The sequence below is a fragment of the Paenibacillus sp. FSL M7-0420 genome, assembly GCF_038002345.1.
GTDB lineage: Bacteria > Bacillota > Bacilli > Paenibacillales > Paenibacillaceae > Paenibacillus_AQ.
In genome coordinates, this window is record NZ_JBBOCJ010000001.1 from 7,074,768 (window position 1) to 7,087,292 (window position 12,525).

At 54.6% G+C, this 12,525-nt stretch carries 11 protein-coding genes; 4 read left to right on the top strand and 7 right to left on the bottom strand.

The annotated features are described in order from the left end of the window. Both MKX51_RS30350 and MKX51_RS30355 read left to right on the top strand, forming a co-directional pair. Positions 1-1,626 carry a response regulator gene (locus tag MKX51_RS30350; RefSeq protein WP_340946158.1) on the top strand — a complete coding sequence of 542 codons (1,626 nt, stop codon included), beginning with the start codon at positions 1-3 and terminating at the stop codon, positions 1,624-1,626. A gap of 97 nt (positions 1,627-1,723) precedes the next feature. After that, positions 1,724-2,149, top strand: coding sequence for a hypothetical protein (locus MKX51_RS30355; RefSeq protein WP_340994965.1), 426 nt, complete (start codon positions 1,724-1,726; stop codon positions 2,147-2,149). Between the two features lie 93 nt (positions 2,150-2,242). Here the strand turns inward: MKX51_RS30355 and MKX51_RS30360 are convergent, their stop codons facing one another. From MKX51_RS30360 to MKX51_RS30375, 4 genes are all read right to left on the bottom strand, one after another. After that, the gene (locus MKX51_RS30360; protein ID WP_076086938.1) at positions 2,243-3,436 is read right to left on the bottom strand and encodes an IS256 family transposase; all 1,194 of its coding nucleotides are present in this window, start codon (positions 3,434-3,436) and stop codon (positions 2,243-2,245) included. 339 nt (positions 3,437-3,775) lie between these two features. Beyond that, on the bottom strand, positions 3,776-5,200 hold the full coding sequence (gene araA / locus MKX51_RS30365) for an L-arabinose isomerase (RefSeq protein WP_340994966.1): 1,425 nt from the start codon (positions 5,198-5,200) through the stop codon (positions 3,776-3,778). A gap of 40 nt (positions 5,201-5,240) precedes the next feature. Continuing rightward, a complete protein-coding gene (locus MKX51_RS30370) occupies positions 5,241-5,936 on the bottom strand; it encodes an L-ribulose-5-phosphate 4-epimerase (RefSeq protein WP_036722865.1) in 696 nt (231 codons plus the stop codon). A 3-nt stretch (positions 5,937-5,939) separates the two neighbouring features. Next, positions 5,940-7,553 (bottom strand): xylulokinase, encoded by a 1,614-nt coding sequence (locus MKX51_RS30375; RefSeq protein WP_340994967.1) that lies wholly within the window; start codon positions 7,551-7,553, stop codon positions 5,940-5,942. 281 nt (positions 7,554-7,834) lie between these two features. Between MKX51_RS30375 and MKX51_RS30380 the strand changes: the two genes are divergently transcribed. Next, a complete protein-coding gene (locus MKX51_RS30380) occupies positions 7,835-8,935 on the top strand; it encodes a GntR family transcriptional regulator (RefSeq protein ID WP_340994968.1) in 1,101 nt (366 codons plus the stop codon). Between the two features lie 116 nt (positions 8,936-9,051). Here the strand turns inward: MKX51_RS30380 and MKX51_RS30385 are convergent, their stop codons facing one another. The 3 genes from MKX51_RS30385 to MKX51_RS30395 all read right to left on the bottom strand — a co-directional run bounded on the left by MKX51_RS30385 (position 9,052) and on the right by MKX51_RS30395 (position 12,006). Continuing rightward, entirely contained in the window at positions 9,052-9,795 is a 744-nt protein-coding gene (locus MKX51_RS30385) for a hypothetical protein (protein WP_340994969.1), read from the bottom strand. Between the two features lie 115 nt (positions 9,796-9,910). Continuing rightward, positions 9,911-11,278 (bottom strand): sensor histidine kinase, encoded by a 1,368-nt coding sequence (locus MKX51_RS30390; RefSeq protein WP_340994970.1) that lies wholly within the window; start codon positions 11,276-11,278, stop codon positions 9,911-9,913. A gap of 29 nt (positions 11,279-11,307) precedes the next feature. Next, positions 11,308-12,006 (bottom strand): response regulator transcription factor, encoded by a 699-nt coding sequence (locus MKX51_RS30395; protein WP_340994971.1) that lies wholly within the window; start codon positions 12,004-12,006, stop codon positions 11,308-11,310. Between the two features lie 168 nt (positions 12,007-12,174). Between MKX51_RS30395 and MKX51_RS30400 the strand changes: the two genes are divergently transcribed. Further along, a complete protein-coding gene (locus MKX51_RS30400) occupies positions 12,175-12,432 on the top strand; it encodes a GlsB/YeaQ/YmgE family stress response membrane protein (protein WP_173134188.1) in 258 nt (85 codons plus the stop codon). Positions 12,433-12,525 lie beyond the last annotated feature (93 nt).

A 12,525-nucleotide genomic window follows, 5' to 3' on the forward strand; every position in this document is an offset into this window, starting at 1 on the left:
ATGTACAGAGTTCTAATCGTTGACGACCAATACTTTGCCTTGCTCGGCCTCCAGCAGGGGGTGGATTGGAGCGCGCTTAGCGTGTCAGATGTCTGTCTGGCGGAGAACGTAGACCAGGCGATTGCCGTTCTTGAGCAGCAGCCTGTAGACCTGCTGATCTGCGATATCGAAATGCCGGGCAGAAGCGGCCTGGAGCTGCTGGCCTGGGTGAAGCAATCCGCTCCCGGCACGCTGACGATTATGCTGACCTGCCATGCCGATTTCGAGTATGCCCAGCGCGCGATTTATCACGGTGCCTTCCATTATCTGCTCAAGCCGGTAGACTATGAAGAATTGATGAAAATCTCCCGTGAGGCGCTATTCGAGATCAGTAAGCAGAGAGAGCAGCAGCAGTTCGAGGCCCTGATCCAGAAGTACCGGAGACAGTGGGAGCATCAGCTCCCCCTGCTGGTGGAACGGTTCTGGCAGGATATTCTCAGCCAGCGGGCAGCGCCCGTGCTGGAATCGCTCACCCTTCCGGCGAACACCTATAATCTGGATCTGCAGCCTGGAGACCGCTACTTCCTCGCTCTGCTGGGGCTGGAGCAGTGGAAGGAGAACCTTAGCGCACGGGATGAGACGATTATGGAATATGCACTGCGCAACATGGCCGATGAGCTGCTGCTAAGCGGGCTGGAAGGCACTGTGCTGCAGGATCAGGTCGGCCATAATCTGGCGGTCATCTACGTGCGTGGCGATATGAACGCCGCCTGGCATACGCTGGAGCAGAATGGCCGCACCTTCCTGGATACCTGCGGGCGGCTGCTGCATTGCTCCCTGTCGATCTACATCAGCGCAGGTGTCCCTCTGTCCGGAATCATGAGCGCTTACACGGATGTCACGGAGCGGGAACAACGCAACCTGAACCGTTCGCGTCAGGTGTTCGGACCGGAGGATCAGGCCTATAGCCGAGATCAGCCGCTTGCGCCGGTGCCTCAGGCAGCGCCTATGCATATCTTCGGAGAGTGGGCGACCCTCCTGGAGCTTGGCGAGCTGGAGGAGCTGGAGCGCCGCGTGACCCTGTGGTTCTCGGGCATCGGGCCCGGCCGCTGGACAAGTGAGCTGCACCGCCAGCTTATCCACGGCATCCTGTTCATTGTACACACCGTTCTCGCCAAAAAAGGCTTATCCGCTCACGCCTCAGCGGAGCTGAAGCCCTTGATGGATAAGGAAAATTATCCGAAGCAGTCCGCTTCGCTCCAGAGCTGGGCGATGGAATGCCTGCGAGCCGTAATGCACTTATTGCAGACAAGCAATAACGTATCCTCGGCCACGGTGTCCAAGATTAGGCAGTATATCCGCTCGCGTCTGAGCGAGGAGATCACCCGCGACGAACTCGCGGCCTATGTCTACCTGAACCCGGCCTACTTGTCCCGGCTGTTCAAGAAGGAGACCGGGCTGTCGATCTCCGATGTGATCATTCAGGAAAGGCTGCAGAAGGCCAAGCAGCTGCTGGAGGAGACCGAGCTGAAGATCACCGACATCGCCGAGCAGGTCGGATACACCAGCCTCGGCAGCTTCTCCAACCTGTTCAAGCGGATCGTCGGCGCCACACCGCAGCAGTACCGTGCGCGGAATAAGAAGTGAGCGGGGCGGGCGGGGACGTTAGGGACACCAGGGGGCACTAGGCATACGAACCGCCGGGCGGGGACATTAGGCCCGCGAATCGCCGCGCAATTGCATTGTGGTCGGTTTTTCGATTACATTTGGTCCGCGCGCCCCCATCCGCCGCATTGTAATCGGTTTTCCGATTACATTTGGTCCGCGCGCCCCCATCCGCCGCATTGTAGTCGGTTTTCCGATTACATTTGGTCCGCGCGCCCCCATCCGCCGCATTGTAGTCGGTTTTTCGATTACATTTGGTCCGCGCGCCCCCATCCGCCACATTGTAGTCGGTTTTCCGATTACATTTGGTCCGCGCGCCCCCATCCGCCGCATTGTGGTCGGTTTTTCGACTACATTTGGTCCGCGTGCGCCCATCCGCCGCATTGTAGTCGGTTTTTCGATTACATTTGGTCCGCACGCGCCCATCCGCCGCATTGTAGTCGGTTTTCCGACTACATTTGGTCCGCGCACCCCCATCCGCGGTAGCGTCAAGAAGTTTGTGTAAATGAGTAGAAGTACCTCCCCGGGGTTACGGGTTGGGGGTGTAGTGTTTCTGGGGGGAGGGGGAACCCCGCCCCCCAGAAACTGGATTCCTTAGTTACTCTTCTTCGGCTGTCGGCAACGAAGGGTAGCGGGCTTCATAGAGCTGGCTGAGCTTCTTTTTCACCGTGTCCACCCCAAAGCCAGGGGTCACTCGCTGCCCAAACCTTTCGTTGTAGCCTAACATCTCCAGATACACGATTTTTTCTGCCGCATCCATGTTGGTCAGACTGTTCATCGGCTTCAGACGTTTGCGGATTTCCTTGTTCATTCGCTCAATGGGATTGGACGTGTAAATCGCTTTACGCATCGGTTCCGGGTACTTGTAGAACGTCAGTAACGTAGAAAGCTGCTCCTCCCAAGACCGCATTTCCTTCGGGTATAACGCATTCCACTTCGCTTTCACCGTGTCAAAGTTCGCCCGGGCCACGACCTCATCCGGTGCATCATACACGGTCTTCAGGGCTTTAATTACATCGGTTTTGTGCTCCACCCGGATTTTGGGTAACGTGGCTCGTACTTTGTGCACCACACAATGCTGCACATCCGCCTGCGGGTAGGTTTCTTTAAAGGCCGCATCTAGCCCCGGCAGTCCATCAAATACACCCAGCAGCACTTCCTGGGCCCCGCGTGCGTACAGATCTTTGAGCACCTCCCGCCAGCCATTCGAGCTCTCTTGACCCCCCACGTAGAACCCCAGGATTTGACGCTGACCTTCTTCGTCGATTCCCATGGCAAAATAGACGACTTCACCCCGGACCGTGCCCCGTTTCAGCTTCACGTACAGCCCATCCAGGTAAATCACAGAGTAGCGCTTGCTCAGCGGACGTTTCTGCCACTGGTGAATGTCCTCCAGCACCGTAGCGGTGATGTTACTGATGGTGGTGGGCGAGTAATGGCTGCCGAACATGCTTTCAATAAATCGGGCCACGTCCCGGGTACCCATGCCGGATTTATACATCTGGATCACCGCCTCCTCCAGCCAGCCCTCCCGCCGCTGGTACGGTTCAAACATCTGAGTTTGAAAGAGACCCTGGCGGTCCCGGGGAACCTGAAGATCCTCAATATGGCCGTATCTCGTGTGCAGATCCCGTGTATAGTATCCGTTACGGCTATTGCTGGCACCGGCTTCTTCACTCGCCATAAACCCTTGGATTTCGGCACGCAGGAGCGATTCCATATTCTCTTTCATGAAGTCTTTAACAAGTTTTTCAAATAGATTATTTAGCATATGTTCGGGTACAATAGTCATCGAGTAGGGCTCCTTCTTGGTGTTGTGGTAAACCCGAGGATACCCTACTTTTTTGTTGCCTGGCTAGGCTCCAAATTGTGGTACACAACTTACTTTACGCCATCCCATCCGCCGCATTGTAGTCGGTTTTTCGATTACATTGGAGCCGATTGCCCCGCGCCTGCACATTGTGATCGGTTTTTCACATACATCTTTCCACGCTTCCCGGCGGGCAGGCAGATGTCTTTGGCATACCGCCGCCGCGCCCACCATATCTGCCAAACAAAAAGAGCGAGAGGGCTATATGCCTCCTCGCTCTTTTTAACATTCACTCGCTGTGCACTTTACATGTAACTCTTATTACTTAATAATCACGTATTCCAGACCCACCAGCTTGGCGTAGGTAACGATTTGGTCGGTAGTCAGGTTGAGCGATACGACCGTGTGGTGGCCGCCGCCGTTCTCGATCCAGGCTCTTACTCCGTCCTGGAAGTTCGGCTTCACCTGCCACAGTACGCGGGCTACCGGAAGATTCGGAGCCGGAACGGTAGGTTCGAAGGCAGTAACTTCGTTGATTAGCAGCTTGTAATGAGTGCCGAAGTCAGCCATCGATACCACGACACCTTCGCCTGCCTTGCCGTCGAAGACGAGACGGGCCGGGTCTTCGCGGTCGCCGATTCCCAGCGGGGAGACAATGATCTTCGGCTGGTTGCTGGCCAGGCTCGGATCAACCTCCAGCATGTGGGACTGGAGAATCGCTTCCTGTCCGGCTGCCATTTCGTAGGTGTAATCTTCCATGAACCCGGTGTTCAGGTTGTGGCTCATCACCTTCATCAGGCGGTCCAGGGCCGCAGTCTTCCAGTCCCCTTCACCGGCGAAACCGTAGCCTTGGGCCATCAGGCGCTGAACAGCCAGACCCGGAAGCTGCTTCATGCCGTGCAGGTCCTCGAAGTTGGAGGTGAAGGCATTGTAGCCGCCTGCATCCAAGAAGCGCTTAAGGGCAATCTCATAGCTCGCCTGCACCTTCACGCTGGCTTCCCAGTCTTCCTTGCTGTAAGTGCCGTAATCAACGGCATACAGCTTGGTATATTCTGCGAACAGGGCATCAATCCCTTCCTGCTTCACTTCATTCACATAGGCTACCAGATCGCCGATACCGAAGTAGTCTACGGTCCAGCCGAACTGAATCTGAGCTTCTACCTTATCGCCTTCAGTAACACCAACATTGCGCATGTTGTCGCCGAAGCGGGCAACCTTGATATTGAAGCCTTCGTTATACGCTACGGCAACATCCATCCACTCGGCAATTTGCTTCTGGACTTCCGGGCGTTCCCAGTATCCTACAACGACCTTATTCTGCTTCTTCAGACGGGCATTGATAAAGCCATATTCACGGTCACCATGGGCAGCCTGGTTAAGGTTCATGAAGTCCATGTCAATGGTTGCCCAAGGAATGCTCTCATTGTACTGGGTAGCCAGATGCAGCAGAGGCTTCTGCAGCAGCTTCGTGCCGCGAATCCACATTTTGGCCGGGGAGAAGGTATGCATCCAGGTAATTACACCCGCAACCTCATCACGATAGTTCACTTCTTTCATGATGGAGGTGATTTTGTCTGCGCTAACGGCCAGATCCTGCAATACCAGCGGATAAGGAAGCACCCCGCTGTTGTTGAGCGCATCGGTCATTTCCTGGGCGTGAGCCTTCACTTCACCCAGCGCTTCATCTCCATACAGGTGCTGCGATCCTACTACGAACCAGAATTGCTTGTCGCTTACTGTTGACATATCATTCATCCTCTTCTCTACTTGAATTGGTAAAAGTCAGTTACTTCTGTCCGTAATACGCATCCTTGCCGTGCTTGCGCAGATAATGCTTGTCCAGAATCCGCTGCGGCAGCTCCTCGGCGAAGGTGTTCAGCTGGCGGGCAAAGTGGTTCATCTTGGACACTTCCTCCAGCACCACACTGTTCATGACAGCAGCGTGGGCATCCTTGCCCCACGTGAACGGCGCGTGGCCCTTCAGCAGAACGCCGGGAATCGCCATCACATCCAGCCCCCGCTGTTCAAAAGTCTCAATGATCACATGCCCGGTCTCTGCTTCATAACCGCGGTCAATCTCTTCCTGTGTCAGGAACCGGGTGCACGGTACAGAACCATAGAAGGTGTCTGCATGTGTCGTCCCCATAACCGGAACATCCAGTCCGGCCTGAGCCCAGATGGTTGCCCACGTGGAATGCGTATGCACGATGCCTCCGATCTCGGCGTAATGCTTGTAGAGTACAGCATGGGTCGCTGTATCCGAGGAAGGACGCATCTCTCCCTCCACCACATTGCCATCGAAGTCCACAACGACCATATCGCTCGGCTTCATCTTGTCATAGCTGACGCCGCTCGGCTTGATGACGAACAGACTGCTCGCCCGGTCCACCGCGCTCACATTGCCCCAGGTGTATTTGACCAGCCCGTGCTTAGGCAGCTCCAGATTGGCCTCATACACCTCTTCCTTCAGTTGCTCCAGCATGTGTTAATGCCCCCCGTTCTCTACGAGATGATCTACAGCGGCCTGCTCAATCGCCAGACCCGCCGTGTAGCGTTCCATGAACAATTCAAAGCCCTTCACATCCGCCGCAACCGGATGAATGGTCTCGCCTTCGATATCCTTGAAGACCTTCTGGTCGAGGAAATCATCCAGACGCTCCTGCTGCGCTCTGTTCTTCATATAAGAAGCCAGAATCGCCATGCCCCACGCGCCGCCTTCTCCGGCTGTTGACATCACAGAGACCGGAACATTCATCGCAGCAGCCACGATTCTCTGTCCGACGACAGGCGTCTTGAACAAGCCGCCGTGCGCCAGAATGCTGTCGATGGACACCTGCTCCTTCAAGGTCAGAATATCCATCCCAATCTTCAGCGCGCCAAAAGCGGAGAACAGATGCGTCCGCATAAAGTTGCCCAGCGTGAACCGGCTCTCCGGCGAGCGGACAAACAGCGGCCGTCCCTTCTCCATCCCGGTGATGTTCTCACCTGAGAAATAGCCGTAGCTGAGCAGCCCGCCGCCATCGGCGTCCGCCTCCAGCGCTTTGTTGAACAGAACGCTGAATAACTTCGCCGGATCAGCCTTGAAGCCCATCGCCTCCGAGAATTCCCGGAACAAGCCGACCCAGGCATTGATATCGCTGGAGCAGTTGTTGGCATGCACCATCCCTACCGGACTGCCATCCGGGGTAGTCACCATGTCGATCTCAGGGTATACCGCTGTAAGGTCCTTCTCCAGCACGATCATGGCGAACACGGAGGTGCCTACAGAGATATTACCGGTCCGTTTGCGCACACTGTTCGTAGCGACCATTCCGGTTCCGGCATCGCCCTCTGGAGGACAGAGCGGAATGCCTGCCAGCAGGTCCCCGGATTCATCCAGCAGTCTCGCTCCGGCTTCCGTTAACACCCCTGCCTGCTCGCCTGCAGCGTAGACCTTGGGCAGAAGATCACTCAGCTTCCAAGGGTAATTCTTAGCGGCAATCAGCTCATCGAACTGGCTGACCATGGCCGGGTGGTAATCCTGTGAAGCTTCATCTATAGGGAAGACCCCGGAGGCATCGCCAATCCCGATCGCCTTGCTGCCGGTCAGCAGCCAATGGATGTATCCGCCCAGCGTCGTTACGAACGTTGCCTGCGGGACATGCTCTTCCCCGTTCAGAATCGCCTGATACAGGTGGGCAATGGTCCAGCGCTCCGGAATATTGAACTGGAACAGCTCTGTTAATTCCTTGGCCGCCGCACCGGTTGTAGCATTACGCCAGGTCCGGAACGGAACCAGCAGCTCACCCGCGCTGTCAAAGGCCATATATCCGTGCATCATTGCTGAGAATCCGATCGAACCGACAGTAGTAAGCGTAACCCCGTATTTCTGTGCAACCTCCTGCTTCATCTCGCGGTAAGCCGCTTGCAGCCCCTTGATGATATCGGTGAGGGGATACGTCCAGTACCCGCCTTCCAGCAGGTTCTCCCACTCGTAGCTTCCGGATGCAACCGTCTCGAACCCCTGATCAATCAGGACGGCCTTGATACGTGTGGACCCAAATTCGATACCCAGTGATGTCTCTCCCTTAAGTATCGCTTGCTTGATGTTCTGATCCATGCCCACGTTACTCCTCTCTGAACCAAACTGTGTTACTTACGAATCTAAAGAATGCGCTTCCTTTATGAACAGGTTTAGTATATTTTTTGTTCGTACATTTGTCAATGATAGATATAAGATATACCTACAAATTTACCGGGAAATCACCCGTATTTTACGCAAATCATGATATATGGTAGACACTGGAGGATATTAAGCTTATATTCAAACTATAATATGTACGTACAACTACATTAATTTTTCTACTCTATATAAGAACAACTATGAAAGAAGTGACCCGTGTGAGAACCAAGTACCAGATCATCTTCGATGAACTCAAAAGCAATATCCTGTCCGGCACCTACAGTGTGGGCGAACAAATCCCTACGGAATCTGCACTGCAGGAGATGTACGGCGTCAGCCGCCAGACTGTGCGGAAGGCCATTCTGGAGCTGTCCAACGAAGGGTTTCTGCGGAGCGAGAAGGGCTCGGGCACCTATGTCAGCCACCAGTTCCGGTCCAAATCCGGGAATGGCGCGGGCAAGCGGACCATCGGCGTAATAACCACTTACCTCTCCGATTATATTTTCCCGTCCATTATCCGGGGGATTGAAGGCAGGCTCAATGAGGACAACTATTCACTGCTGCTCGCCAGCACCAATAATGATGTGGCCCAGGAGAAAAAGGCGCTGGAGATGATGCTGTCCTTCGGGGTAGACGGGCTGATCATCGAGCCTACGAAGAGTAACCTGTACAACCCGAACATTGCCTACTACCTGTCGTTTAAGGAGCAGGACGTTCCGTTCATTATGATTAACGCTTACTATGAAGAGCTGGAGGTGCCGTTCTTCTGTCTGGATGATGTACAGTCCAGCTATCTGGCGACCCGGGAGCTGATCTCGAAGGGGCATACCCAGATCGGAATTATTGCCAAAATGGACGATCTCCAGGGCAAATACCGCATGAAGGGCTATATCAAGGCGCTCGGCGAGGCCAAGCTGCGCTTCCACCCGGAGCAGGTGCTCTCCTTCGATACGGAATCCAAGCGTGACCTGTCGGCGAACCTCAAGCAGTTCCTGAAGGATAACCGGGAGGTACTGACAGCCCTTGTGTGCTATAACGACGAGGTGGGACTCGAAGTGGTTAACGTATGCAAGCAGCTGGAACTTTCTATTCCAGAGGAGCTGTCGATCATCGGCCAGGACAATTCCTATATCGCCAAGAACGCTGGCATCAAGCTGACGACCTTAACCCACCCGCAGGAGCAGATGGGCCGGGATGCGGCCGAATGGGTCATTAAGAAGCTCCAGGGTAAAAAAGATCTGAAGAACAGCACCTACTATCTGCCTGAGCTGGTAGAGGGGGAGACGGTGCGGGTGCTGGAGCCAGCTCCTGCGGAATAGGGTAGTCCGCCCGGAAATAGAAGACAGAGACAAACAGCCCTGCCGCTTCACGGCCTGTAACGGTCATGAAGCGGTCAGGGCTGTTCTTATTCAATCCCGCTGAACCGGCTCAATGTTTAGTCCAGCAGAGTAGAGATGCTTATGCTTTCAATCTTAGCGCCCTTCACATGGAAGAGCATATAATCCACGTAGTTGCTTGGAGCGAACCGGTAGTCATCCTCTTCCTCAGGTGCCCCGTCTCCGGTCAGCTTGCCTTCGGGATAGGCTTTTTTGAGCGTGTCCAGGCTGTCTCCGACCTTGATATTGCGGACCGTAGTGTACTTCGGATCGGTAATCTTAATGCTGAAGATATAGAACTGCTTGCCGTCACCCGAATCAATCGTCTTAATCTCAAGGCCCGGGAAGGTATACGTGTTCTCTGTTCTGCCGATCAGGGTATCCATATTCTTACCGTCATCCAAGGAATACGTGTGCGATTTCTTCGCCGTTGCCTTGCCCAGCATACTCTCCAGCTTAGCATCATCCACAATGTCGGAGAGGGCGATGGTGTGATCCTTATGGACAAAAGCCAGCTCCTTCAGAATCACATTCCCTTCCTTCTCAATAGTTCCTTCCTTGATCGCCTCGGAGCTGCCTGCTGAAGCCGCAGGGGTTGGCTCAGCCGGAGCAGCTTCAGTCGCCGCAGGCTCAGCAGCCGGGGTAGCCGAAGCCTCCGGTGCCCCCGTGGCCACCGCTTCAGCTGTAGGTTCTGCCGAAGGGGTGGCCGCCGGAGCGGCCGAATCGGACTGGCATCCGGCCAGAAGTGTCATTAATAATACTGCGGGCAGCAGCAGCGCTGCCGGTTTTTTAAATGTTCCCATAAGTAATCCCTCCATGAATGTACGCGATGGACGCGTTGTTTGTTTGGTATGAGGTTAGTATACGAAAAGCATTTATTAGTGTAATAACAGAGTTGTATCATTCTTGTAACGCATATCACAGGAGCGGCAGCCGGATGTAGACCGTGGTTCCTACACCGAGCTGGCTCTCTATATCCAGCTGCCCGCCGAACTTCTCGGCGATCTCCTTACAGATGGATAACCCCAGCCCCGTTCCGCCTGCCGCGCTGGCATTCCTTGCCCGGTAGAACCGTTCCTGTACACGGGTAAGTTCATCCGCGCTGATTCCGATTCCCTGATCGCTGATCTGTACAATGGCTTCCTGCTCACGGACCGAAGTTTCAATACTTACCCGGGTACGGGGAGCGGAGTATTTAATCGCGTTGTCCAGCACATTGGCGATGGCATGGGACATCAACAACTGATTCACTAAGACGAAGGCTGGCGGTCCTTGCTGGATCGTAAGCTCTATCCCCTTACTGTCAGCCTTGGTCCTCAATCCAGCGGCTACCCCCGCAGCCAGCTGCGCCAGGTCCGTCTTCTCGGCATCGATTCCATCCTGCCCTGCCTTATCGAAGCGCGACAGCATAAGCAGCTCATTGACCAGCCGGGTCAGGCGGTCCGATTCATTCACCAGATGGAAGTAGATCCGCTGCAGCTCCTCATCCTCGTCCTCACCTTCGTACAAATATTGAGAGAATCCCTTGATAGCAGCAAGCGGCGTCTTCAGCTCATGCGATACGTTCGAGACAAACTGCTTCTGATACTGGATATAGTCACTGAGCTGAATGCCCATCCGGTTCAAGCCCGCAGCCAGCATGCCCAGCTCATCCTTCCTGTTCAGGTGAACCTCCCGGAACTGCTGCCTGGAGAAGCTCTCTGTGGCGCCAAGCAGGTATTTGATCGGCTTCGTCATATTGCGGGCGATGAATAGACTGGAGAGCGTAATCAGGATAATGAACCCTCCAGCACCGGCGAACAGGATATACCGGATCTGGTCCATCATCGTATAGAAATAAGAGACATCCTCCACGAACTCGTACACATAGCTGTTCTGATAATATTTGTCTTGGATCGGAACCGCGAAGTACAGCAGGTGATCCTCAGAGACCGTGTATGCATAATTGCCCTTAAGGGCGTTCTGGATATTCCCGGGAAAAATGACGGGGGTCTTGTTATTGATCACAATCCCGTCAACAGCGAGTCCCAGCAGCTTCTGGCTGCTGTCGTAGATCCGCACCTCCTTGACGGAAGCTTTTAACGTCTCCAGCGCGCTTCTCGCCACCTCCTCCATCTGCCCCGCATCTACCTCCTGTTCGTGTCTGGAGAGCACCTCCCTGAAGGACATCTCGCCCAGATCCGCCTTCTCCATCATTTGCTTCTCTATGGTTACGAAGCTGAAATAGTCAATCGCCTTATTCACCGAAATAATGATAACGGCAAAGGACAGTACCGAGAACAGCAAATACATTAGCACCAGCCGGGTAGCGTATTTCAGGCGGAGCCACCTCCCAGCTGATAACCGAAGCCGTAGACGGTCCGGATATATTTCGGATTCTCGGCATCATCCTCCAGCTTCTTTCTTAAGCGCATGATCGTCATGTCCACGCTGCGGCTGTCTCCCATGAAGTCATAGCCCCAGACGATCTCCAGCAGCTCATCCCGGGTATAGATTTTGTCCGGGCGCTTCAGCAGCGTCTCCAGAATTCTGAATTCCTTGGCCGTCAGGGCAACCGGAACGCCGCTTCTCTGCACTACCCTGGTCTCCAGATCGAAGGTCAGCTCCTCATGCGTAATCCGGGTATCTTCAGTATCTGTAGGCAGGCCGCTGTTCTGGGCTCTCCGGAGCACCACCTTGATCCGCGCCAGCAGCTCCCGGTTATCGAACGGCTTCGTCATATAATCCTCGGCCCCCAGCTCCAGCCCCAGCACCTTATCGATAATCTCATTCTTGGCCGACAGCATAATGACGGGAACCGCCTGCCGCTTGGTGATTTCCTTACACAGGTCATAGCCGGAGCAATCGGGCAGCATCAGATCCAGTACCACCAGATCCGGCTGAAAAGCCTCCAGGGCTGTAAGTCCCGCACTTCCGTTCTCCGCTGTCCGCACCTCATAATTCTCTCTGCGGAGCACAAGCTCGATCAGATCTCTAAGAGCCGCTTCATCGTCGATTACGAGAATTTTGTTCATCCGATCCCTCCTCCTATACTTAATATTAACACCGGCAAAGGACGTTAATCTCCCCGCAGCGCAGATCACCTGTTTTCACCGCTTTCCAAAAATAAACCTTCGCAGATGGTTCACCTTGCCCGCTTCTCAACATACCTTGAATAAACCAACTAGAAAGGGGACAAATCAATGTATCTGCTCTGGGTAATCATCATAGGGGGACTCATCGGCTGGCTAAGCGGTAATCTGATCGGGCGTGATGTTCCGGGAGGCGTGCTGGGCAATGTAATCGCCGGGTTCATCGGCTCCTGGCTGGGCACCGAGCTGCTTGGTCCAAGGGGCCCTGTAGTAGGTGGCTTCCACATTGTTCCGGCCATTATCGGCTCCATCGTTGCACTATTGATCTTCTTTGCCCTGGCCCGCGGCGGCGCCTTCCGGCGCCGTTAATCCTTCCCGCCGGCTGCTGCAAAGTCAACACAGAGCCCCTCCTGTTCACCCAGGCAGGGGCTCTGCCATGTCATCCTTACAGAATCCTTAGAA

Coding starts and splice junctions, on each gene's coding strand:
- MKX51_RS30400 (WP_173134188.1), top strand. CDS start 12,175: ATGTATCTGCTCTGGGTAATCATCATAGGGGGACTCATCGGCTGGCTA.
- MKX51_RS30350 (WP_340946158.1), top strand. CDS start 1: ATGTACAGAGTTCTAATCGTTGACGACCAATACTTTGCCTTGCTCGGC.
- MKX51_RS30375 (WP_340994967.1), bottom strand. CDS start 7,553: ATGGATCAGAACATCAAGCAAGCGATACTTAAGGGAGAGACATCACTG.
- araA (WP_340994966.1), bottom strand. CDS start 5,200: ATGTCAACAGTAAGCGACAAGCAATTCTGGTTCGTAGTAGGATCGCAG.
- MKX51_RS30395 (WP_340994971.1), bottom strand. CDS start 12,006: ATGAACAAAATTCTCGTAATCGACGATGAAGCGGCTCTTAGAGATCTG.
- MKX51_RS30370 (WP_036722865.1), bottom strand. CDS start 5,936: ATGCTGGAGCAACTGAAGGAAGAGGTGTATGAGGCCAATCTGGAGCTG.
- MKX51_RS30360 (WP_076086938.1), bottom strand. CDS start 3,436: ATGACTATTGTACCCGAACATATGCTAAATAATCTATTTGAAAAACTT.
- MKX51_RS30385 (WP_340994969.1), bottom strand. CDS start 9,795: ATGGGAACATTTAAAAAACCGGCAGCGCTGCTGCTGCCCGCAGTATTA.